We start from the raw sequence: 24,935 nt of genomic DNA on the forward strand, positions 1-24,935 counted from the left end.
ATTCCAATTTAAAAATTGATTATTTCCACCAACCATTATGTTTTCTAATATAAATAATTTGTCCTGTGTGATAAGCAGTATGTGCTGTCATATTGACAATTTCTGTATTCCACTCAATAATTTGTTCCCCTGTTGCATTTTCGGTCAATTTTTCCCATTCCGTTTGAATACTATCTAATTTTTTTACTGCATTTTCCCAATCCGTTCCATTGTTCTTTTTGAAAGTTTCCTTATTGCCAGCTTTAAATTCGGGTACTTTTTCTCCTTTAAATTCTTTGAGATTCATTTCATTCCAAAAAATCAAATGAGAAACCAATTCTCCAATCGAATGATTTTCTGTGCTATCCTTCAAGTTAGATTGTTCTAACGTGAGTCCTTCAATTGCTTTTTTTGTTGGCACGAACCATCCTTCATTCGTGTGAGGGTTTTTCAATTGTTGAACGAGTAATGATTTTACCTTCGAATTCGAATCACATTTCTTTTCGAACAGCTAAAAATTATTATTCCAAGTCCTATCAAGGTTAAAATATTTTTCATCGTTTATTTAGACTTTGGAAAGCAAGTTATAAATAATATTTGATTGTCTTATTAAATGTTCGTTTTATAGGACTACGTCTAAAGAAATACAACAGACGAGTAAAAATACTATTTTTAAGTCCATTTAATAAAAAGGATATGGTTGTTCGGCTTAAGCTTTGATTTTATAATTAATGCATTGAGGCTATATATGTAGGTTTTTTTTAAAAGGAACGCAATATTAAAATTTATACAAATTAATATCAATTTGTGTTTAACATTTGATGGTAATGTAATATTCCAATATTCTTAATCTGACGAAAAGAGCAAAAGCAATTACTAAATTTATTCAAATATTCTATTATTAAACAGGACTTTCATTTTCTCGAAATCTTGTTTAGGATTTTTACAGATATATATCCGTTGATATAGTTCTTCCTCGGTATCCGCATACGGATTATAAATTGACCTGACCAAAGTCACTTCTTCAAAATAAGGCTTAAAGAAATCTCCAACTTGATAACTCAATGCGATAAGAGTATGAGGCATTTTACCTTTTGATGTCCAATTGTAAAAACTTCCGTGATAAGAAAATGCTTTTGGAAGATTCAATGATTCCCCGAACAAGTTCACAGCTCCAGCTTGTGCATAATGTTTTCCCCAAATTAGAGTATTCTTTTTTTCATTATTGGGTAAACCGTCATAAACGGATTTTAACGCTTGTATTGTTGTTTTCCATTTGTCTTGTGTATAATATTCATCATATTTTACCCCAAATTCACCACCTTGAATTTCTTTTTCTTCGAATGGATAGACCTTTTCAAGATAACGATTAAAGCTATAAATAGGCATTCCAAAAGGGATAAGCACAGTACCAAAAATCATTAGTACCGAAATAGGATAAATTATCCATTTTCTTTTAGGTGTTACTATTTCCTCCCAAAATAATGCTCCAAATGGCAAGAGAGTTAATATAATCGGGAAGAAATAATAAGTTTTACCGTTTTTAAACAAAAGTAGTAGAAAGGACATTCCTATTGTGATTGATATTATCCGAGTTTCAATTTGCCTTTTTGATTTGAAAAGATAAAAAATTGTAGGAATTACCAATATCAAAGTTACTATCGGATTAATTGCAATTAATAAACTTGTTAAATTCTCTAACCTGCTTATTTTATCCAATTGTGTTTGGTAAAGCCTGTCTCTCATTTGTAGTAAAGGAAAATCGTTTGAAAATTGCCAAATAATATTTGGTGCAATACAAAGTAGAAAAACTATGATATTTAACCAAAATTTGTGTGTGACTAAAGCTGTTCTTGTTCTTTGAAAAAGTAATATTCCCGACAGTCCAAAAAGAAAAAAGATACTGTCATATTTTGTTAAAAAGCCAAGAATGCAAAATATGGTAAGATACCATAACGATTTTCTATCGAGATATTTTACAAATTTTACCAGTTGGTAAAACCCCAAGACCCAAAATAACTGACTGAAAACCACCGGTTGAAAAAGTTGTTGTGAACGCCCAAAGCCTGGTGCTATAATAATAGCAAACAGCACAAAAAATATTGCTTTGTTTTTTCCTCCCAATTCAATGGTGGTTTTTGCCAAATAAATGATGATGAGTATGGCTGCAATGTGAGGAAAAATATGATGGATAAAAACGGAATTGGAATAAAACAGATTCTGAATATATGCTATGACACCGATTAAAGGTGGAAATTCCATATAGCCAAAGGCAAGGTGTTTTCCAACTTCAATATGTAACAACTCATCTCCCTGAAAACCCGAATGAGTGTCCGCTACTAAATGTAAAGTTAATTTTATAATACAAAATAATAAAACTAACAATTTGGTTTGTTTATTCATTAGGTTTCACTTTTTGAGTCAATTTTAATTAAAGAATATAAGGTATTAAGGCTTTTGTTCTTTTTTTGTATTCAAGATATTGATTTCCAAAATTCTCGGTCAGTAATTTTTCCTCTTTTGTAAGTTTGAACCAAAATGATATAAAAACTATTAGAACTGCTATAATTCCTCGATAATCTCCAACTATTATCGCGTTTCCGATAAAAAGCAACAAGAATCCGGTATAAATTGGATGTCGTACAATTTTATACAATCCACTTTGTATCAGCTCGTGGTCTTCTTTGTTTTGCACGGACAAACTCCAATTATTACCTAATCTGTATCTTGACCAACAAGTGATAATTGCTCCTAATATGCAAATTGTAAGACCGATTGTACCAACAAAATTGGTGTGCTCGACAAAATTTTCCCTTATCAGTATATGCATAAACCATTCTGTTGGACCGAGCAATAATCCTGCAACAATTAAAGGAAGCCAATAAAAGAGAAATCTTTTCAGAATAGGCTCTTGGCTCTTGACTTTTTTGGCAGAAAACCCTGAAATAGACCAATAGGTCAATACAATTAACCAAGTGATTTTTAATCCGATTTTTATGTAGTCACTCATAAATTATTTTTAATTTCTGTTTTTTTATTATGTGCTTTTTCATCACAAAAAAATAACATCATTATTGTTTTATGCTCACAAAAATAAAGACAAAACCAATTCAGCGAGAGTTTAAGTGACCAACAACAAGCAAGAGTGATGAAATACAAATTAGTGAGTATCTCGATGGGAATAAATGCTATTAAATTCTTGAATCGTAGAACGAGATACAGGAATGTCGCTTTCAGAATAATTTTTTAAATGAAGCATATATCCTTGGGCATTGCCAGAAATGGATTCGATGGAATTCAGATTTACCAAATAGGAACGGTGTGTTTTAAAAACAAAAGAAAAGGGATTGAGTTGTTGTTCCAGCTCTTTTAATGTCAAACGTTTTAACGATTTTTCGAACCCGTTTGTGTTGCTACAAACAATTTCAGTATAGTTGCTTTCTACTTTTGCAAAAAGAAACTTGTCCATATTTAATTCAAATTGTTCTCCCGCAATAGGTGTGTCGATGTGTACAGAATTACTGATTGTTGCTGTTGATGGATACGTTGGTAGCCTTTTCAAAAAACTCAAATGTCGATACAAGAGTCGCTCAAGGTTTAGCGGCAATATAACTGCAAGTAGTAAACTGCCTACCAAAAATGTATTCCGAATTTCTTCCCAAAGGTAACGCAACGACCAATTATCGGGATTGGTATAAATAAAATCACGAAGTAAAAAATCGACAAGACCGATAATGAGCAGTATGAGTGATAAGTGCAAAAATTCTTTTCCGAGTGTCCAACGGCTTGTGTTTTTTACTATTCTGTTGAGCAAAAAAGATAGCCCATCGCAATTGGAATCGGAATAAATGCGTGTAAAATAACAATCCAAAAACCATTAATTTTGTTTTCAGCCGGATTTATAGAGAAAGGTTCAAATAGATAAGAAAACAAAAAGCTTGCAATAGAAACACAACAGACTAGTAAAAATACTTTTCTTAAGTCCTCGTAATAAAAAGGATAGGGCTGTTTGGCATATGTGTTGATTTACACTGAATGTTCTATTGAGGCTATAAATGTAGTTTTTTTAAAGGAATGCAATATTAAAATTATAGATATTATTAGGCCAAGTTATTTGTTCGATTCGTTTAATATTAGCTCGGTTATTTCAAATCTTGGGAATTCTCCCGTATTATTTAATAATATAATGGTAATTCCTGAATCAGGTTGTTTTACGAACATTGAATAAAATCCGAAATCGGTTCCAGGATGATAATTTATCTTGTGTTTTTTTGAGGAAGAAAACATATATCTGTCAATCATCCAACCATATCCATAATATGCATCCCAATCATTGTATTCAGCCTGTGGTTTAAATAAATTATCTAATTTTGATTGAGGAAGTAATTGTACGTTATTGAGGGCGTTACTCCATTTTAATAAGTCAGAAGTTGTCGAAGTAATTCCACCAGCTCCTCCTACATTTTGAGAATTATATTTTATTTCAGAGTTTCCATACATAAAACTAGTTACAAGAGCCTTTTTATCAGTACTTTCTCCAAAATAAGTATCGCTCATATTTAGTGGTTTGAATATATTTTGGTTCAAGATTTCTTTGAAATTTTTTCCAACGATTTTTTCGGCAATTAAACTTAAAATGACAAAATTCGAGTTGGAATACTCAAATTTACTTCCAGATTCAAATTCTAATGTATCACTACAAAATAGAGTTACAACTTCCTCAATGGAATATTTATTCGATAATATCTGTGGAAGATATGCTTTATTCGATAAGAAATTAGGGATTCCCGATTGGTGGCTCAATAATTGGCTTATTGTAACATTACCATTTGGATAGTTTGGTAAATATTTTTTAATTTCATCATTATAATTTAATTTGCCTTCATTCTCCAGTTGGGCAATTATCATTGAAGTAAATGTTTTGCTTAAAGAACCAATTCTAAATTGAGAATTTGCTTTATTACTTGTGAAATCGTTATTATAGCTTTTCTGAAAAATGGTTTTTCCTTCAAAAGAAATCAATGCATTACCATTAAATAAGTCTTTTTGATTGTAAAAAGTGAGGATAGAGTCTATTCTCACTTTTTTGTCTTTTGGTAATTTATAAAGTTTGTCCTCAATCTCAACCTTAAAATTATTTGCCTTATTGTTTGCTTCTAATTTTTTTGCAATTTCATTAAAATCATTTGTTGGAAGAATAATAGTATAATCTTCCCAAAATTTAGCATCATAAATTGAGTTTTGTTCTTCTATTAATTTTCCTTTACCTAATATTTCATCATTAGAAAAGGGCGAAATACTATCGGTTTTAATTTCTGTTACCAAATAATCTACCCTTGTGTCAGTTGTGAAATTATAATGTTCTCTTTCACTTTGAAAAGTTAAAGTAGCATCATTACCTACGTTATTTAGGTAATATTTATTTTTGAATTTTTTATATGAAATTTGATAATTGCTTCTGCTCATATCAATATTTACACCTACAATTTTCATTAATGCTCTTGTAGATGCATCTCCATATTTGTAATAAGAAATCCCCTTTGGGCTTAAGCCGAAATTGAAATAGACAAAGGCAAAGCTTTCTTTATCAATGAGCATATAACCTTTATAACCAGATTTTTTAATGTCCTTTTGGTCGAAAGTGATTTTGTAAGCTTCTTTACCATTAATTAATTCTGAACCTTCAATTTTGAAGGTATGTCGTTTCAGTCCCTTCTTATTTAATAATTCTATCTCGTCTAAATTATTCATAATATCAAAATCATAAATGCCATTTGGTTTTAGACCCAAATCGATTCCTTGAGATGCTTTTTCATCTTTTATGGCACGCATCTTTTCCAACTTAAATTGCTGTTTAGGATTGTCAATTTTAGATTGATAAACACCAAAAACAGCTTCAGATAAGTGTATATAGCTATTATCTTTTTGAGATGTAACTCTGTAAAACCCTTTGGATTTATAAGGTTTAGAAAAGTAATTACTTGGTATTTTTTCTATTGCTTTTTTTATTATTGATTCTGCCGTATATCCAGTAATTACTACTTCTTTAAGAGTTGTTTCGTCTTCTTTTAAAAACACTTCCAAAGGATTTTTAATGTTTGATATACTAAAGGTTTGTGTTTTGAACCCTATATATGAGACAACTAAACTATCATTTCTTTTTTCTTGTGGAATGACAATTTTAAATTGTCCGTTTTGGTTACTTATGGTGCCAAAATAATTTTCCTGCAAAAAAATATTTGCATAAGGCAATGCTTCTTTTTGTTCCGAGTCTTTTATTACCCCTTCTATAACTATATTTTGAGCGTTGGTTATTGTTGAAAAAAGGAAATATATTAAGAATATTGTAATTATTCTGTTCATTGTTTTCTATATTGTTTAGCGTGTTTCTTGTATAATTAGTTACGTGGTTAAACACGTAAATTAGCAAATAGAAACCAAATAGAAAATCCGATAGGATTTTCGTAATTAAGCTAGAACTAGCATTAAATTATATACGACTTTTTTCGGTTCTATTTTTTCACATTGATTGTTATTCTTTTATTGCAATTTTTTTCTAAAGTTTAGTTTATTTGTTCCCATTATTAGAAGCCACAAACAAATTCCGATTTCTCCAATTGGTGCTGGAAATCCTAAAATGTCAGAAATAATCGTTTTATTGAAATCTGAATATAAGAAACCTCCTAAAAATGTAATTAAATACCCAAAACATCCTGCCACTAAAAGCACACCTAAAATTTTCGGAAGAAATCCAGATTTGTAAACTAAATATCCAAATGGTAAAAGCCAAAGTCCCCAAAATATTTGTGAAATTTGAATTCCATTATTATAATTTTCGAGATATAGCATTACTTGGGTTTGAAATTCCGTTTGTCCAATTTTTTGTCTATATTCGGATTTATTGATTAAGGTTAATACCGAAAATTTGTTTAAAATGTTTACAAAAGAAATTGGTACACTTATTATTACAAAAAGAACCATAAATTTTGCTGAAACTTTATTTACGTTCTTTAGAAGGTTGTAAAGTGCTAAAGGTAATAACATAAAAATAAGAGAAGAGCAGATTGCAGTTACAATTCCAAGTCTAAACAAATGTTCAGAACTTCTTATATTTTCTATTGTTTTTGTGGCATTTTTCAAATCAATCAATTCTGATGGAATATATACAAGGTATGTAAATCCAGAAATGACAAGTAATAAATATAATATTCCCGCAATTCTTGCTTTTTTATTTCGTGACGCTATTTCCATTATTATATAATTTTTTCTTTTGGCCACTTCCAAGCGTACCAAACGACTAACGCGGTAATAAAGCTTTCTAAAAACGCTAAAAAGACATAAAATAAATACCATTCGTTAGTTGACATTATTCCTATCCCGACCATCATTATAGTAAAAAGTATTCCAAATACGATATTCAGAATTCGGTTTATTTTTGGTTTAAGGAAAATTGAAAGTGCAACCATTACCGATGGAATTACCAAAATTATTGATGCTATTAACAATGTGGTGGGACTATCCATAATATTATCGCCTGAAAGCAAACTATCTATTTTTCCCGGCGTATACAGTTCAAAATAGTCTCCATATAAATAACAGAAAGTTACAGAAGCCCACAATGAAGCAAGTTTAATTTTGATATTCACTTTTGGGTTTTCTAACATATTCTTTTGGTTTTAAAGTTCGGTTACAAGTATCTTATTTATATAGACGTAATAACTTTTCAAATGGTTGCCTGAATTTTAAATATAGTTCGATTTTTAGCTTGTTGCCTAACAATGAATTAATTGAGAATCTTCATAATTAGGCTCGGTTTTTTATGACCCTAACCCTGTTTTAAATATTTCAACCATAAAACCTCCAAGTCTTTTCTAGACATTTTATAAATTTTTTCAACGCTTTCTGGTTCAATAATAAATTGCTTTAATTTGTCAAGTCCGTAAGATTTTACTAGAAATTCGATAATTGTTGACGAAACCGGATATCCGTTCATATCTCCAAATTGATAATTATTGGCTTTTTCTAATTCATTCCAAGATGGAACTGTTTTGTTAAGTATTTGATTTTGGACTAATTTACGTTGAACTTCGTCAAGTTGATTTGCCTCGTAATAAGCATAACCTTCATTGAGCCAATTTGGCAAACCTCCAAGCCCTTGTTTTCTGAAATTCAGAACGATTGTATGGGTCAGCTCGTGAACAATTGCTTTCATAAGTGATTCATACGTATGTTCACTCCCAGGATTTAAAGGGCTTACCATTTTTAACTCATTTTTACTCGCTGCTCCAACAACCCAATCAGGTGCATCGGGCACGTTTAGAGCAATATGAAATGATTGAATATTTGGGTAAATGAAAACATCGATTTTTGAATTAAAGCTAGTTTTCATATCCTCTGTTATTCTTAAATAATTACTTTCAAGTGCTTTTGATAAGCTTTCCAGAACTTTCGAATCTTCTTTTTTTGAATAAAAATTAAAGTTTTCACTAGTGAATTCTAAATCTAAAGATGATGTATTTTCTTTTTTAAAATTATCATAGTCAATTGTTTTGGTTAATGGCACTAGAATAAGTGGGGATGTATTTGTAGGTTCTATCCATTTGCCAATTATAGTTTTTCCATTATTTTCAATAATCCCTTTGTAAATTAATTGTGCAGCAGAACTTTCTAAAATGATTGAATCTTGTTTAATATACACCTTACTCAAAGGGATGCCCTGAACACCTTTACTCGGCACACCAACATTTCCCGCTAGTTGTCCTAAACTATCTTTGAAAATATTGAAAACTACTTCTGGATTCGCATCTCCCATTTTTACTGTTCCAATCCAAGAACTTGGGGCAATTGATTCAGTCGTTTGTTGATTGCATCCCGTAATTATACTTGTACAAAGAATGAGAATTAAGAACCTGAATTTCATAAATGTTTTTATTTAGTAATAGGACGATTCAAATCAATAATTGTTACTAATTTGGCTGTTTTAAATTATTGGCTAAACAGTAATTTTTATTCTTTTTTATAGGGAATATAATTTTCCCATTCCGATGGCGTATAGGTGTCTTTTATTGCGAATTTTAATAATTCTTTAAAAACACTTTCTCCATTATCACTATTCGTCATAATCATAATTCCTTTTTTAGCTTGTGGAAAGAGTATCGAATAATGCTGAAAACCATTGCCATGACCTTCTTTAAATACTCCGATTCCATATGGTGTGCGTAAAGTTCCCCAACCTAATCCATAGCTTAATTGAATATTGTCATTTAGGGTAGAGTCTTTAAGAGCCAATGGACCAAATTGTTTTATAGAACGAATTCTAATTTGAGGTCTGAATATTTTATCCCTTGATGTTTTTGAAATAATTTTATGTTGTAGTACAGCTTCTAAAAATTTAGTATAGTCTTCGGACGTTGTTTCTAAAGTACCACCAGCTCTGGGTTCATTGTCCTTATCTTTTACATATTTTTCTCCCAATGTATTATGTCCGTATGCAAAGCTTTCTTCGAATTTAGGTAACCATTTATAACTGGAACGATTCATTTTTAAAGGTTTAAAAATTATTTCTTGTGCGAGTTCTTCCAAGTTTTTTCCTAATAATTTTTCTAAAACGACTTGTAAATAAATAAACCCTTCGCCTGAATACCCATATCGAGTCCCTGGTTCTCTATTTACGCGTAGTTGGTAATCGGATTCCATCCACCTAGAGTTTGCGAAGCCTGTAGTGTGATTTAAGCACATTCGTGCTGTTATTTTATGGTATAAACTATCATTTTTTAAAGCAGAATAATCATCATGCCATTTTGTTTCTGGCTTATATTCATATATTTTTTTTGGCAAATAAGACTTCAAAGGCGTGTCTAAATCAATAACACCTTCTTCTACCAACTTCATTACCAATACCGAAAAAGCAGCTTTACTAAAAGAAGCTCCATAAATGTTGGTTGAGTCATTTAATTTTATTTTTTTTTCAAAATCTTGATATCCAAAATTTCTGTGATATACCGTTTTATTTTCATTGAAAACCGACACAGCCATACCTTGTACATTTGCGTTTTCCATCAATAGATTAATTTTTGCTGTTAAAGAATCTTTGGATATTTTTGTTCCGTCTAAACGGGTAATATTCTGATTAGGCTTATCAGAACAACTCGTAAAGCACATCATTCCTATTAACCCAACAGCCATCATTTTTGTTGATAGGTTTCTTTTTTTATTGCTTATAAACGGAATGGACAAAGGGTAATAACACTTGTGAGAGTTTAGTGATTTTATGATGTTAAAAATCATAACAATTACACTAAACGGTATTAAGGATATAAAAAGTAAAAAGCCCCATTTTTCAATTGTTAACAATGCTACAATTGAAAATAGATAACCGATTGTCATTGTAATTTGAAAATTGATAATCTTGATTCCGTGATTATCATAGACTTTATTATCCTCCCTTTTATGAATCCAAAGAAACAATGGCAAGAGTATATTAGCCAATGGTATTATAAAACCAAGAAAAGGTGTGCCATGTAATAGGATTAACCATTTTTTTAGTAAGGTTTCTTCATTAGGGTTTTCTAATATCAATAAATCTTCAACCTCTATATTTAAGGCAGTAGCCAATAATTTTACAGTTTGAAGATGTGGGTTAACATCACCTTTTTCGATACGTTGAATGGTACGAATAGTAACTTGTGTTTTTTCTGATAATTCTTCTTGAGTATAACCTTTTAACTTTCTTTGATACACCAAGTTTTTTGCAATTGATTGTGTTTCCATGATTATATTTTATCTACTGCAAAGTTATTGGTGAAATCTGTACTTTATAACGACATATTGGTGTCACCTATCTGTCATTTATTGATTATAAGATGCTTAAATCAATATATATGACCTGGTTACTTGATCTGGTAATTATTTACAACGGTTTTTTGTAGAGATTCGTTGCTACGATGTAGCGATGAATTTCGCAAAAGAACAACATTGGATTATCACAAGATCTTGAAATTGGAAAAGTCCACAGTAATGAATTATGTGTGGGATTAGTTTTGTATTTCAAAGGGTATTCTGGTTCTACGCTCTGTGTCCTGATTTAAGAAATTCTTGAACTTGGCTTCTTGAATAATTCTTTTAGCTTCTTCATCACAACCATAACCAATGCCTTCAATCACCATAATGTTTTTGGTGTTTCCTTCTGCTGTTATTGTATATTGAACCAAAACTTTTCCTGAAATATTATTTTCTAATGCAGCTTTAGGATACTCAATTTTAGACAATAATTCCTCAAATGTTCCTATTAAGTCTGCTCTTTTCTCTGGGAAATAAACTCTAATAAGTGAGTCGGAAGGTATATAATTTAAAATATTAGATTCTTGTTTGTGATGCATTAAATTAAAATAATCCAGATTTTCCTTTAATGTTTGTACTCCTAATTTTTTTCTTTCTTCATCAGAAATTTGTGTGGTATCAATGTCTCGTAAATATTCTAATTCCCCAATTTCTTTTCTTTGTGTCCCATAAATTTGAGGCTTGTTAATACTTAATAAATACCTATCCATGGATTGTGCAATGAGAATTTGTGCAACACGGTTATTGGCATCTATTTCCACGGCTTTTCTAGCCAGTTCATTAGCTTTTTTATAATCTGATGGTTGACTGCCATGTTGTAAGACTATAGCTGCATTAAAAAAATCATTTGATGTTCTTAATTTACCATTCTGTATAATTTTAGTTACTTCGCGCAATCTTTCTGCATCATTCTTCTCTATTTCTGCATTGTATTCTTTTCTATCAGATTGATCATTTTTTGCCAATTCAACTAATCTAGCATTATCTTGTACGGCACAAGCAATAAACAACAATAAAGGAAGAACAATAGTTGCTTTTATGCTTTTCATGTGTTTTAATTTTTCGTTAGTAAACTATTATACCATACACAGTTTGTACCGAATTGTTTTTATTAATAGTCTAATTTTTCGATATATTCTCTAGTTATTCGCGCTACCTCTTTAGAGTTTTTGTCATACCAAATCCAATGTGAACCCTCTTTTATTGAATGTAACTCTACATTATTTCCTAAAGACTTCATTTTCTCATAAAAATAAACAGTTGTACTGTAAGGACAATTTCTGTCTTGCTCCCCGTGGATTAAGAGAAACTTTGTTACAGTTTTTTTAATAAGGTTATTTGGGGATATTTCTTTTACTAAATCCTTATTCTCATCATATTCTGTAATCCATTTATTACTATTGGACGTTACATCATAGACGGCAGAATTTACAATGACTACGTTCGGTATGGGACTTATAGTAGTATCATCCGTTTTTTCATTCCAATGGTCGACCAAGGTTGTAGCTATGGATAAATGGCCACCTGCCGAATTTCCTATTGCCACAATTTTGTTCGGGTCAATGTTATAGTTTTTTGAATTTTCCCGTAGCCATCGTATGGCAGATTTGGCATCTTTAACAGCTTCAAATGGATACGTGCCTTGTCTTCCTTTTATTCTATATTCTACCGCCGTAGCAACCCAACCTAGTTTGGCATATTCTTTCGCGGTTTCAAAAAACCAATCAGGTTTTCCTTCCGACCAACTTCCTCCGTGAAAGTAAACGATGGTGGGTCTATTTCCTTTAAAAACAGATGTGTCTGGTAAGAAAAGGTGCATTTCCAATTCAAAACCATCAACTTTTTTATAAATCTCAATAGGATGGGAAGCTCTCGCTTTTTTACTTAAATCATAGATGCTGCGTATCTTGGAAGTATATTCTTGTGTTTTGCAAGACGTAATAAAACCTGTGTAGAACTTGTCAATGTTCTTAATCCCCAAGTTGTCTATGTGATTGTACAAATATTTTTGTTTCCAAAAATCATTTACATCTTGATTTGTAAATGTTGTTTCAATAGTATTCCAATCGGCAGCCAGTTGCTGATTATCCAGTTTGTCATACGTACCATTTTTCAATTTCTTGTTAGATTCAATTGAAATATAGGATGCTACATAATCTGTTAATGCCTCATTGGAAAGTAAATTTATATCGTTGAACTTTTTAAGATTTTCGCTTAACCGATATTGGTTTTTTTTTGATAAAGCTATTTTTTCTCCTGTAAAGTTTTCGTGATTTTGGGGATATTCGAGAATGAATTTGTCAAAGGCATAATTAATTGACAAGGTTTCATCATTAAATGTGGTTTTATCAAGTTTCCCTCTGTATGTATTCAACTGTGCCTCATAAATACTTTTTAAGGAATCAATTTTATGAGTAAAATCAGTTTCATTTAACGAATTTAGTGTGTATGGATTTGAGCGTAAATAGTTCCAAATAGGTGTTCCTATTTCTATCTGTTCTTGTAGAAAAGTACTCTTAGTAGATGCTACATCTATGCTTTTTTGTGATTTACAACTTTGGATTGTCACTAAAAGTAATAGAAGTAAGTGTTTTATTTTCATAGTTGGTTGATTTGTTATCTTTAAAGACTATTTGTTTTTCTATTCGTTACACTAAGATTAAGAACAAATTTTATAAATGGTTTGCGTCTATTTTTAGCACTTAAATGTAAGTGTTTTATTATTTCATATCATAGGGAATATAGCCTTCCCAATACCAAGGTGTGTAAATATCGCCAATGCCGAATTCCAGAACTTCCTTAAAAATATCTTCTGCATTATCACTATTCGACATTAAGAGCATCCCAATACGTTTTTCTGGAAATAGAATGGAATAGTGCTGAAAGCCTTCTGCGTGGCCTTCTTTGAAATACCCTTTTCCATAGGGCGATTTTAAAATACCCCAACCCAGACCATAATTCAAATCTATGCTATCATTTGCATTTGTATTTTCAAGTGACTCTGGGCCAAATTGTTGCTTTGAATCAATCCGAATATTGGGTGCAAACATCAGTTTGGTAATATCTGAATTATGTGAACTCAATTGGATTATTTTCGTTAGGAATTTTGAATAATCTACAGGTGTTGTTTCCATAGAACCAGCAGCTCCTGCCTCATCTTCAGTTTTTTTATCAATTACTGTTTGCGTTGTTGTATGTCCAGAGCAATAGTTGTTATCAAAGCGTTCTTGCCATACATAGCTTGTCATAGTCATATCTAAAGGGTCAAAGACCCGTTCTTTTGCCAATTGCTCCAGTCCTTTTCCAGTAATTTTCTCAATTACTTTTTGTAGCAATACAATTCCTTCTCCGGAATAACTATAGTCTGTTCCTGGGTCAAAGTAAAATTGGATTTTACCTTCTCGGTCAAATTGACCTGTTCTGCTAATCCATCTCCAATTAGGAAAGCCCGTCGTGTGCGACAAGCACATTCTTGCCGTTATTTCTTTATACCTTTCATCATCAGTTAGATTTTTATAGCCTCTCCATTCTTTTTCAAAATACATTTCGGGAATGGGAACATCCAAATAGTCTTGTAGGGGCTTATCAAGGTCAATAATGTCTTCGTTGGCAAGTTGTGCTACTATATAGCCAAAAACAGCTTTACTTAAAGAAGCTCCATAAAACACTTGGTTAATTTTTAGACTATCTTTTTTTGTAAAGTTTGAATAGCCAAATGCTTTTTGATAAGCAACAGAGTCTTGGTTAAATATGGTAACCGTAAATCCTGTTACATCGGCTGTATCAACAAGGGTTTTGATGCGGGAATCTAATTCATTTTTTGTTATTGACGAGCCATCTAAACGGATAATATTCTGATTAGCCCTGTCAGAACAACTTGTAAAGCATATCATTACTACTGACACAACAGCTATCATTTTTATTGATAGATTTCTTTTTTTATTACTTATAAACGGGATTGATAGGGGGTAATAACACTTGTGTGAGTTAAGTGATTTTATAATATTAAAAAGCATAACAACAACGCTAAAAGGTATTACAGATATAAAAAGTAAAAAGCCCCATTTTTCAATTGTCAACAATGCCACAATTGAAAGTAGATAGAGGATTGTCATTGTGATTTGAAAATTAATAATCTTGACACCGTGAATGTCATAGACTTTATTGTCCTCCCTTTTGTGAATCCAAAGAAATAATGGGAAGAGTATATTGGCCAATGGTATTATAAAACCAAGAAAAGGTGTCCCGTGTAATAGGATCAACCATTTTTTTAGTAACGTTTCTTCGTTGGGGTTTTCTAATATCAATAAATCTTCAACCTCTATATTTAAGGCAGTAGCCAATAATTTTACAGTTTGAAGATGGGGATTAACATCGCCTTTTTCTATACGTTGAATAGTTCGAATAGTAACTTGTGTTTTTTCTGATAATTCTTCTTGTGTATATCCTTTTAACTTTCTTTGATAGATTAGATTTTTTCCGATTGACCGTGTTTCCATAAATTTAATTTGGCACAAATGTATAGCTTTATGCTTGTTTTAATAACGACATATTAGTGTCATCTATCTGTCATTTGTTGGTTTTAAAGGATTTTAGGTTGTGGCCTTTCTTAAAGCTAGTTGTTTTTTTGATAATTGTAACAGTATTAAAAAATTAATCAATGATTATCTATCTCATGTATTTGCTGTCAAATTAATGTATTCTTATAATAGAACTGACGCTTTAAACGGACGTTTTATGAAACTTTTGGAAATTTAAATAGATTTTTAACTCAGTTCTTCTTAAGATACTATATTTTGAATACCTATGTAAGGTAAGACATGATCTCGGTCAATAGTGCTAATATTATAAGTAAAATTAAATTTATCATTTTTAATAAATTGAATCGTTTATTTAGACTCTTGGAAGGCAAGTTAAAAATAAAATTTCATTGTCCCAAAAAAGGTTCGTTTTTTGGGACTTTTGAAATGTTAATTATTGAAAGTTGTATTTGAGTTATGTCTTGGAAGAAGGTTTCTTCTTACTTGATTTTGCCAATGGGTTGAAATTTAAGCATAATTGAACCCAATATTCTAAGTCATCTTGCATATCAATACCGTCAGTAGAAACAAAAACAAAACCTTTCATTGCTCTTCCCGTTATGTTAAATTCGGAACAACCATTTTTTTGTAAGGCTTGTTGGTATTCAGCATCTCCAATTCTTGCCATGAGTCTTGAAAACCCTGTATTTTTGTCGATATCCACTCCAATGCACATTTTGTCATCTACCATAAAACATAGACCTCCCATCATTTTCTTTTCTTCAAAAGAGGTTTTCTTCTCCTTTAAGGCTTGTCGTACTCTGTCCGCTAAAAATTCATCATACGCCATATTTATTGTTTTATTTCTTTGGTTATAAACTCATTCAAAGGTTTAGCAGCTTCCCAATGTTCCATAATTGTTGAGATTAAATTAGAATTAGTAATGAAATCTGGTTTTTGCTCCGACATAAAATAAAACTGTTTATTTGCGACCAAAGGTTCTGTTTCAAAAATTTCATGAAATTCAATAGGGATTCTTTTATTTGCTTCTCCTTCAATTTTACCAAAACTTTTGACAAATCTTTTATCCGAGTATAATTTACTGAAAATCTTAGGATTAGCTTTTATTTGATTACGAATACTAAGCAATCTTTCTTTACTTGGCATAAAATGACCACTCATTATGCCAGTTTCAAATCCACCAAAGCGAATAGCAATTATTGGATAAGGATTATTTTTCGGGTCCCCTTTTGTAATATGAGCATTAAGATGCAAATTATAAGGCGTTTTATCTTTTGCAAACCGAATATCTCTATTTATACGACTTATACATTTTTTAGCATCTAGATTTATTTCTTTATCAATTTTACTTACTTCTTCAATTAGAGCAATAACAAAGTTTAAAAACGGTTTTTTTACGCTGTTTTCATAGCGTTTTTTATTGTCGTGAAACCATTCTTTATTGTTGTTGTTCGATAAATCTTTGAAAAAATCGATATATTCTTTTGTGAAATATTGCATATTATTTTTTAGTTTTAAATACATAAACCATAGCCAAACCAACTAATGAAAAATGTACGATTGAATAGAATAGTTTTATTAAGACAAATTTCCAAACTGGATTAACTTCAAAAGTTGCTGGCTCAATAAATGAAGCATAGCAAATATCAAATACACCAACTAAAAATATTAATGTAAAACTTTCCTTAAAAGGATTTTTGCCTTCATAAAATTTTGAATACAGTATGTAAATTGCAATAGACTGAATAATCATTGTTAAAAAGCCAAATTGAAAAAGCGGCGTATCTCGCCATCCTACAGCCATTGAATTTAAAGCATTATCAAATAATACTTCATTGTAAAATGTTGCCCATACAAATGTAATAATGAAATAGGCTACAAATGTTTTAAAAAATTGCTTCATTTTGTCTAAATCTATTTTAGTTATATGCTTTAGACAAATCAGAAGATCATTTCGGACGAGATTCGAGTACTTTTTTTTCAATTCCTTCTTCTACCCAATTTTCACAGTTTTCGAGCATATAACTGTTGATGATTGTATTTTCAGAATTCAAAGGGTCTATTCCACCCACTAATTCTAGTCGCAAGTCAAGTAAATATTCCTTATTTATTGAGTTTCCCTCTTGCACAATTTTTAATTCTTGGGCTTTGATATGAGCATTTTGTTTAGGGTTCAAAGCACCTGTCAATGCGGTACATTGATGGCAAACTCCCTTTTTACTTACAAAAGCACATCTATCATCAAAAATGCGAATCATATTTTTTCTTGCATCTGCTAATGAATGTTTTACTATTCCTTCTGTGAAATTTGTGATTTGCATTATTTCCGAAACTTTAAAATGATACACATCTTTCAGCAACAGACAAACTTGCTGTTTTAATAGTAATGTTTTATTTATACAGTTAAAACAATAATTGATATGTTCTTTTATTTCATACTCTTTTTCAGGTGAAGATTGAAAAACGTTTTTAAAATTTTCGAAATGAGTATGAGATTTTGAATGCAGGCTTGCACCGTAATCTTGGGCGTTTTCCTTCCATCTTTTTTGTTTTTCTAAATGGTTTTTTGAGCTATTTAATGCAATTGTAAAAACCCAAGTTTTAAATGAAGATTTTTTTTGAAATGTATCTAATTTTTCAAATGTTTTAAGGTATGTTTCATGAACAATATCCTCAGTATCTTGTCGATTAGTAACAAGTCTGAAAATAAAAGAGGATAGTTTGTCTTTAAAGGATATAAATTCTATTTCGTATTGTTCTTTCAATTATAAGTTTTAAACACCGTAAGTAAGTGGATATATATGATTTGTTTATCCAATATATATATCTACAAATATAAGAAATATTGTTGCCTGTAATTTATCGTTTATTTGAAGTTTTATTCATAAACCTTAATTTAAATATACCTATCCTTGATAATGTTAATATGATGAATCTCATGACCAACATCCTGAGTACTTTCTAAATGAAATGTTGAAATCTTCAACTGAATTTTAATATGTCTTAAACTATAGTTACTATAATTTAAACTCAGCCCAAAGTGGGTAATGGTCTGAAATTAGCCATGACAAACTTAGTTTTTCTAGTTTTCGATTTTTTAATGCAACATCTACAAAATCATAATTGCCGCCCTTTTCAAATTTAAGTGAAAGATTAGGGACTTTTTTATTGTTGTTAAACCAGGCAATTTGATCATAGTATTTTGTTTCATTGAATATGGACCTCGTAGTGTCTTTACTTTGTAATTGTTCCGGAACGAATAACCCTTCAGATAAAAAAGTCTTGTCTAATAAATCACCTCGCTCATCAATATTAAAATCACCTAAAGTTATTAAATTTTGATGATAGGCATTTATATCACCGGCCCAATCAGATAGCCACTTTGCTACTCCTTTCAACTCGCTAATTCTTTCGCTAGATTTTTTTCCATATTTAATGTGAAGTGTTACTAATATGAAAGTTTGATGATTAGATTTAAAGCTAACTGCATAAGGTGTTCGAACAAATTGTTCTTGTAATACATCCTTTTTAAGCCCCTTTGTCCATTCATTGGGAACAACTAGTTCTCCTGCTAATCCGGAAAGCTGAACTCTTCTTGTGTCAAAGAGGTACGCCATTCTTTCTCCGTTACCAGAGCTTCCTTTACTGACATCGGTGAGAATTAAAGACCAGTTACTACCAAGCACTTTTAAAGTGTCTCTTAAAGCTCGTATATTTGATTTTACTTCTTGAATAGCTATGACGTCAAACCTTTTAATTATTTCGCATATGCAAAGTATAGAATGTAAATCTCTTTTTGGTGAGTCATCTTTATCAGAATCCCATTTTCTAGTCAAATTTCCAAATGCTCTTATATTCCAGGTTGCAATTAGTAAATTTTCATCTAACTTCTTTGACGGAATCTTTTCATTAAGATCATTACGTAATAATTCAAGATTCTCTTGAACAATATCTGGTGGTGTGTCTGTTATTATTGGCATGCCATAAATTTAATAATTATTTCTATTTAAATGCCAAAACAGAAGCCTGTACTAGAAATAGTTTTCTATTTTTATGCATTTAAAAATACCTTTAATCTCTACAAACTATTTGGAGAACATCAAAACTACTAAAAAAAATGAAATGTCCTTGTAATCCTTCTAAACGTTATGATGAATGTTGCAAAAAAGCACATCAGGATATACATTCTGTAACCACAGCAGAAATTTTAATGCGTTCTAGATATAGTGCATTTGTTTTAGCTCATATTGAATATCTACAAGAAAGTCATCATAGTTCAACTAAACCTTCTAAGTTTGAAAAAAAAGAGATATTAGCTTGGACTAACTCTGTGGAATGGATAAAGCTAGACATTTTAAACTCAACAGTGAATACTGTTGAGTTTAAAGCCTTTTTTTTAGAAAAAGGAAACTTAAATTTTATACATGAAAAATCTTTTTTTGTAAAAGAAAATAATCATTGGGTATATAAGGATGCTCTAAGTAAAACTTAATAATTTAGAAATTTCTAGTTAATTCCTAAAACCATCTTAATTATATATTTTGTTAGAGTAAAATTAAATGATACTTGATTGTCTTATATAACGTTCGTTTTATGAAACTTTAAAATGTGGAAGAATGGATAATTAAGAATTATAACTCAGTTCTTCTTAATATTCGATTTGAATTGCATTGAAATTTACGCCTTAGCTTAGGAAATGTTTTCAACGAAAAGCTTAAAAAATTTTGTTGAGACAGGAGAAGGCACCTCAAGCCTTTATTAATTTTATAGATGAAAAGAGTAGTAATCAAAGGAGTTTGAGCTATTACACCTTTATTTTCAACACATCTATAACTATCTTGTTAATACTTCTATCGTTAATATTAGGAAATTTAAATGTTAATATATTTTAACATTAAGTTAATTATATTTAACTTTGTGTAATATTAATTATACATCAAGTTAATATAGTTAAATTAAAAAAACATCTACAATGGCAATAGCAGTACAAAAAGCAGTTTTTAATTTCGTTACAACCATTTTATTAATGGGGGGATATCTATTTTATGTTTTTGGAATTCAAGGTGATGTTACTCTGTCAAAGGTTTTGGATATTCAATTTTGGGGAATTTTCATATTAAAATTGACAGTGTTAATGGTTGTTGCAAAAATCATCTTGTTCATTTTGTTTGCAATTTTCAAAAAAGTAAAGAATAGAAATATGGATGAAGAAGATTTAGAGTTTATGGATGAACGCGATAAGCTTATAGAAATGAAATCAGATCGTTACAGTCATTGGATTGCAATATTTGGATTTATGGTTTCAATGATTCCTGCCTCTATGGGTTATTCAGTCCAATATATGTTTATAACCATTTTGATTTTTGGTTTTTTGTCAACTCTGATGAGTGACGTTTGGAAAATCTATTTTTATAAAAAAGGAGTTTAACATGAGCAAAGACCATATTCAAAATAAGATAAGAATGTTACGTTTTTTAAAAGGTGAAATGACTCAACAGCAGTTGGGAGATGAAGTGGGGGTTACTCGACAGACGGTGGCAGCTATCGAAAGCGGAAAATATTCTCCTACGCTACAACTAGCCTTTAGAATTGCCAATGTATTTGATGTTTCTCTGGATGACGTATTTAAATATGATCCTTTAAATGACCAATTCAAAAAGAAAAAGTAAACAAATATGAATGTATTGGTGTTTAAAACAAACCTTAGTTCCCCTCCTTTAATTAAATGGATGGCACCCTTATTTAATTTGCATCCATGCATTTCGGAGTGGTCGGTAGATACCGAAGATGTGGACAATGTGCTTCGTGTTGTTTCTTTAAACTTAATAGAGAACGATATCATTCAATTAATGCTAAGTAAGAGTTTTGTATGTGAAGCTTTGCCAGACTAATGATTGAAATAAAAACGAAAAAGCCTCCACTTTTAAAAGTGATTAGACTCGTGTTGGCATTTTAATTTTTTGATAAATAAAAAGTTATAAAAATGATGAAGAAAGTGGAAGAGGCTTATATCAGTAGACGAAATAATGCGTTTATGGTTGAGAAAAAGACATGTGCTTTAGATACTAACAATTCCAGGGCTCATTCTCCTTTTCAATGGGTATTCAAGATTGAAAATAGTAAAGAAATGAGAGACTTCCTGAGCTCTCTCAAGGATTCTCTACAGTTTTTAGTGGATAACTCTAAATTCCAGTTCGTTTCATCAAGATGGGAGGACGATACTGAATCCACGTCAATCCCTGGATACTCAATTTCCCAAACCAATAATGATGGCATGATGTATCAATTCTTTGAAGATGAAAAAATATACGAAAAGCCGCCAAGTGTTCTATTTAACGACAAGAGAAGATTTTCAAAAATTCTTCGGAAGCAATTTCCTGGTTTTATTGCACATAATCCTTTTTCTAAAATAAAAAAGTTGAATATCCCAATTCTTTTGGTGACTATTCATCACTATGTCAATTATGGAGAATTCTCTATCGTTTTTTACATGGACCACACTGTTTTTGATACATACTCAGCTAATATCTTTCTTAAATTATTGTCAGAAACGTGTGCATGTATACAAGATACAGAAAAATTGAAAAAAAAGTACACAGACGTTAATAATAAACTTTCTTTTTCACACACTCTGAATAATAAGCAAATATTTGATAAAATAAACTCAGATAAGAAATTGTCCGAAAAGGTGAATGCGTACAATCCGAACCTTGGATTTTATTTGGCAAAAATGGTTGTTAACGGTCTACTCTGGGGTGCTGGGATTTGGTTTAGGGAAGTCAAGTTTCGATTAAACCAGCAAGAAATTGATAAAATCAAAAAGTCTTATAACAACGATTTTAGATGGTGTTCTGGTTTTGAAGTGATGTTGGCTTTGGTGTATATGTCAATTTATCAAGAAGATAAAGTGATTGGGTTCAATTTGATTGTTGATATACGTTCAAGAATGAAATCAGATAAAGGGAATATAGTATTTGAAGATTACTATATTGGAAATGGAGCTTCTGGCGTTGAAATTTATGAGGTTCCAATCTATCCTCACGATCTATTCAAAACAATTGAATCAATTCATTCCGCTATCCGTGAAACATTGAAAGATCAAAAAGTCTACGACAACTTTTATGTGTTTGAAGGTGTCAGACAATTTAAAAAGGAAATCATAAGTCCGATGTTAGCTATGTTATTGGGTAAATGCAATGATAATTTCTTAACAATCAACACTTGGTTGGGCTTCGATACGGAAAATATTACATATGGTTTGCCAAGAAGTAAGGCTCTTTTATTGGGTCATCCATTTATGCCTATCATGAATTATTCCCATTTTCAGCACACGTTTTTGACAACTAATGAAGTGACTTTTTCGACAAATGTTTCGAAAAACATCAAAGTCAGTATTCCAGATCAAATTTCCAATGTGATTGCTGAGTTTTGACAAATTCAAAAAGCGAAAGATAATGTAATCGAATATGAATGTATTAGTATTTAAAACAAACCTAGGTTCTCCTCATTTAATTAAATGGATAGCACCCTATTTCAGCTCGCATCCGTGCATTTCAAAATGATCGGTAGATACGGAAGATGTGGACAATGTATTTTGTGTTGTTTCTTTTATCTTAATAGATAAAAATGTCATTCAATTAATTCTAAGTAAGGGGTTTGCATGTGAAGCTTTGCGGATTAATGATTGAAATGAAAACGAAAAAATCTCCACTTTTAAAAGTTGTTAAACTAGAAAGTATAATTAAGAATGATGAAGAAAATAAGTAAATCGGTAGTGTTCTGGGATAAAGCTTCAGAAAACTATGACAAGACAGAGGAACGATTTGAATATATTCATAGTAAGTCTCGAGAGCTCACTAAAAAGTATCTCAACAGCAGTAATATTGTCATGGATTATGGATGTGGAACAGGTACTACATCCCATGAAATTGCTAACAAGGTGAAAGAGATTCATGCTATTGATATATCATCTAAGATGATTGAAATTGCAAAACGGAAAGCAATCGCTAGTAAAGTTAAAAATATAAATTTCTCGCAAACGGATATTTTTGATAAAAGGTACAAAAAGGAATCGTTTGACGTGATTTTGGCTTTCAATATGTTGCACACAGTGGCTGATCCCCAGGTAGTTTTGCAAAAGATATATGAATTGTTAAAACCTGAGGGGTTATTTATTTCTGTAACACCTTGTTTACGGGATAAAATGGCATTTTTAGTTAATATTCAGATTCAGCTTGTTCGGATATTATGCAAAATTGGAGTAATCCCAATTCCTATTAGAAGACTTAAAAGCTCCGAGTTAGATGATTTATTGGTTAATGGAGGTTTTAAGACAATAAACACTGAAAAGTTATATAAAGGGGCATCTAGTTATTTTGTTGTAGCAAAGAAATAATAAAAGTTTCATACCGTCCGCCATAGTATGGCACTTTGGCTTAAACGACTAGAATTTATTTAATTTAAAATACAATTTTATGCGTTTAACATTATTCTTTATATTATTATATATCCCTTTAAATGCTCAACACAAAATGGATTCATATTTGGATATTAGTTAAGAAGCTATTGAACAGATTGTATCATTAATCCTTGAACCTTAGAACCGAAAAACTTACTGGTGATTGTTGAACTTATGAATCATTACTTGTTTTGATTAATAAATTCTTAGTTTATTATATGTTGGTCAATTACCCACAACGACCTGCTAAACCAAATTGCTTTTAGTTACTGATGACTCGCATTTTCCCTAATTAGGCTGCGAGAGCTGTACTTAATAAATATGCCTTGAAGCAATTTTGGTCAGCTTTTGCTGAATGTGTTCCATCGTGTTTGTATATGGGTTGTTGCGTGATTATGCACGTAATTTATCAAATAGAAACCGAATAGAAAATCTGCGAGTCCCGACGCTTCGGGATTCGTAGGTAGGCTAGAACTAGCAATAAATTTTATACGGCTTAAGTTTGTAATTCATTAAATTAGATACACAATCAGAAAGCACAAAAGACAGGATTAATAAAAAACTAAATAAATTAACCGAACGCTTAAATATACACGGTGTTCTTAACTATAAAAATTATGGCAGGTACAAAAGGTTCTGGTTGGGTAGGTGTTACATTATTATACCAAAAGTGTGAAATATGCACAAAGAAAAAAGTTATATACCAGCCAATTGAAGGTGTGAAACCATTTAAATGTACCGCCTGTAAAGAACGTTATTTATGCAGTAATTTAATTAGACAGACTTACGCCTAATTTTTATTGTTTAGAACGGCAGTCTGTCTAATAACTAAATCCCAATCGTTGAGAATCGCGTATTTCAATTTTTTTATAGACACCTACCCGAATATCAAAGTTATTAAATTAGGTTATTAGACAGTCTGACGGTCTCGTATAAGATTAGTTGCGGGTAGATAAGCACGAATCTTTCGGATTAACCCAGACCATAAATATATGAAAAAGCCAATGGATTAAACACTTTGTAGCAATTTTTTATATACGGTGTGCCTGTTGCACAAGTTAGTGATTTTTAGTATCTTGTATTATGCAAGGCAAAAAAAAATATCAAGAAAAACTGTT

24 protein-coding genes are annotated in these 24,935 nt (G+C 30.9%); 7 read left to right on the forward strand and 17 right to left on the reverse strand.

Annotated elements, in window-relative coordinates:
- Positions 1-19: 19 nt before the first annotated feature.
- The 17 genes from D3P13_RS17805 to D3P13_RS17885 form a co-directional block, all read right to left on the reverse strand.
- Positions 20-433, reverse strand: coding sequence for a DinB family protein (locus tag D3P13_RS17805; RefSeq protein WP_157972957.1), 414 nt, complete (start codon positions 431-433; stop codon positions 20-22).
- Positions 434-861: 428 nt separating this feature from the next.
- Positions 862-2,382, reverse strand: coding sequence for an ArnT family glycosyltransferase (locus D3P13_RS17810; RefSeq protein ID WP_117884227.1), 1,521 nt, complete (start codon positions 2,380-2,382; stop codon positions 862-864).
- 28 nt (positions 2,383-2,410) lie between these two features.
- Positions 2,411-2,989 carry a methyltransferase family protein gene (locus D3P13_RS17815; protein WP_117884228.1) on the reverse strand — a complete coding sequence of 193 codons (579 nt, stop codon included), beginning with the start codon at positions 2,987-2,989 and terminating at the stop codon, positions 2,411-2,413.
- A gap of 150 nt (positions 2,990-3,139) precedes the next feature.
- Entirely contained in the window at positions 3,140-3,739 is a 600-nt protein-coding gene (locus D3P13_RS17820) for a LytR/AlgR family response regulator transcription factor (RefSeq protein ID WP_157972958.1), read from the reverse strand.
- Between the two features lie 350 nt (positions 3,740-4,089).
- Positions 4,090-6,342 carry a serine hydrolase gene (locus D3P13_RS17825; protein ID WP_117884230.1) on the reverse strand — a complete coding sequence of 751 codons (2,253 nt, stop codon included), beginning with the start codon at positions 6,340-6,342 and terminating at the stop codon, positions 4,090-4,092.
- A gap of 177 nt (positions 6,343-6,519) precedes the next feature.
- Positions 6,520-7,230: a DUF4386 domain-containing protein gene (locus tag D3P13_RS17830; RefSeq protein ID WP_117884263.1), complete on the reverse strand. Its 711-nt coding sequence runs from the start codon at positions 7,228-7,230 to the stop codon at positions 6,520-6,522.
- A gap of 2 nt (positions 7,231-7,232) precedes the next feature.
- Positions 7,233-7,643, reverse strand: a complete 411-nt coding sequence (locus D3P13_RS17835) for a DUF6326 family protein (RefSeq protein ID WP_117884231.1) — start codon at positions 7,641-7,643, stop codon at positions 7,233-7,235.
- 161 nt (positions 7,644-7,804) lie between these two features.
- A complete protein-coding gene (locus D3P13_RS17840) occupies positions 7,805-8,899 on the reverse strand; it encodes a peptidase MA family metallohydrolase (protein ID WP_117884232.1) in 1,095 nt (364 codons plus the stop codon).
- 86 nt (positions 8,900-8,985) lie between these two features.
- Positions 8,986-10,749: a serine hydrolase gene (locus tag D3P13_RS17845; RefSeq protein ID WP_117884233.1), complete on the reverse strand. Its 1,764-nt coding sequence runs from the start codon at positions 10,747-10,749 to the stop codon at positions 8,986-8,988.
- A gap of 263 nt (positions 10,750-11,012) precedes the next feature.
- Complete coding sequence (locus D3P13_RS17850) at positions 11,013-11,867, reverse strand: energy transducer TonB (protein WP_117884234.1); 855 nt, start codon at positions 11,865-11,867, stop codon at positions 11,013-11,015.
- Between the two features lie 62 nt (positions 11,868-11,929).
- Positions 11,930-13,420: an alpha/beta hydrolase family protein gene (locus tag D3P13_RS17855; RefSeq protein WP_117884235.1), complete on the reverse strand. Its 1,491-nt coding sequence runs from the start codon at positions 13,418-13,420 to the stop codon at positions 11,930-11,932.
- Positions 13,421-13,538: 118 nt separating this feature from the next.
- Positions 13,539-15,317, reverse strand: coding sequence for a serine hydrolase (locus D3P13_RS17860; RefSeq protein WP_117884236.1), 1,779 nt, complete (start codon positions 15,315-15,317; stop codon positions 13,539-13,541).
- A 496-nt stretch (positions 15,318-15,813) separates the two neighbouring features.
- Positions 15,814-16,188, reverse strand: coding sequence for a TfoX/Sxy family protein (locus D3P13_RS17865; RefSeq protein ID WP_117884237.1), 375 nt, complete (start codon positions 16,186-16,188; stop codon positions 15,814-15,816).
- A gap of 2 nt (positions 16,189-16,190) precedes the next feature.
- The gene (locus D3P13_RS17870; protein ID WP_157972959.1) at positions 16,191-16,859 is read right to left on the reverse strand and encodes a DUF2461 domain-containing protein; all 669 of its coding nucleotides are present in this window, start codon (positions 16,857-16,859) and stop codon (positions 16,191-16,193) included.
- 1 nt (position 16,860) lies between these two features.
- Positions 16,861-17,262 (reverse strand): hypothetical protein, encoded by a 402-nt coding sequence (locus D3P13_RS17875; RefSeq protein ID WP_117884239.1) that lies wholly within the window; start codon positions 17,260-17,262, stop codon positions 16,861-16,863.
- A 46-nt stretch (positions 17,263-17,308) separates the two neighbouring features.
- The gene (locus tag D3P13_RS17880) at positions 17,309-18,124 is read right to left on the reverse strand and encodes an RNA polymerase sigma factor (protein ID WP_117884240.1); all 816 of its coding nucleotides are present in this window, start codon (positions 18,122-18,124) and stop codon (positions 17,309-17,311) included.
- Positions 18,125-18,376: 252 nt separating this feature from the next.
- Complete coding sequence (locus tag D3P13_RS17885; RefSeq protein WP_117884241.1) at positions 18,377-19,339, reverse strand: endonuclease/exonuclease/phosphatase family protein; 963 nt, start codon at positions 19,337-19,339, stop codon at positions 18,377-18,379.
- Between the two features lie 137 nt (positions 19,340-19,476).
- Here D3P13_RS17885 and D3P13_RS17890 point away from each other — a divergent pair, with 137 nt between their 5' ends.
- From D3P13_RS17890 to D3P13_RS21970, 7 genes are all read left to right on the forward strand, one after another.
- Positions 19,477-19,851 carry a YchJ family protein gene (locus tag D3P13_RS17890; protein ID WP_117884242.1) on the forward strand — a complete coding sequence of 125 codons (375 nt, stop codon included), beginning with the start codon at positions 19,477-19,479 and terminating at the stop codon, positions 19,849-19,851.
- A gap of 480 nt (positions 19,852-20,331) precedes the next feature.
- Positions 20,332-20,787, forward strand: coding sequence for a hypothetical protein (locus D3P13_RS17895; RefSeq protein ID WP_117884243.1), 456 nt, complete (start codon positions 20,332-20,334; stop codon positions 20,785-20,787).
- Position 20,788: 1 nt separating this feature from the next.
- Complete coding sequence (locus D3P13_RS17900; protein ID WP_117884244.1) at positions 20,789-21,028, forward strand: helix-turn-helix transcriptional regulator; 240 nt, start codon at positions 20,789-20,791, stop codon at positions 21,026-21,028.
- A gap of 60 nt (positions 21,029-21,088) precedes the next feature.
- Positions 21,089-21,250 (forward strand): hypothetical protein, encoded by a 162-nt coding sequence (locus tag D3P13_RS17905; RefSeq protein WP_157972960.1) that lies wholly within the window; start codon positions 21,089-21,091, stop codon positions 21,248-21,250.
- Positions 21,251-21,342: 92 nt separating this feature from the next.
- On the forward strand, positions 21,343-22,791 hold the full coding sequence (locus D3P13_RS17910) for an acyltransferase (protein ID WP_117884246.1): 1,449 nt from the start codon (positions 21,343-21,345) through the stop codon (positions 22,789-22,791).
- A gap of 315 nt (positions 22,792-23,106) precedes the next feature.
- Positions 23,107-23,754 carry a class I SAM-dependent methyltransferase gene (locus tag D3P13_RS17915; protein ID WP_198680061.1) on the forward strand — a complete coding sequence of 216 codons (648 nt, stop codon included), beginning with the start codon at positions 23,107-23,109 and terminating at the stop codon, positions 23,752-23,754.
- A 680-nt stretch (positions 23,755-24,434) separates the two neighbouring features.
- Positions 24,435-24,611 (forward strand): hypothetical protein, encoded by a 177-nt coding sequence (locus D3P13_RS21970; protein WP_157972961.1) that lies wholly within the window; start codon positions 24,435-24,437, stop codon positions 24,609-24,611.
- The last annotated feature ends 324 nt before the right edge of the window (positions 24,612-24,935 follow it).

The organism is Aureibaculum luteum (assembly GCF_003449015.1).
In the GTDB taxonomy this organism is placed as follows: domain Bacteria; phylum Bacteroidota; class Bacteroidia; order Flavobacteriales; family Flavobacteriaceae; genus Aureibaculum; species Aureibaculum luteum.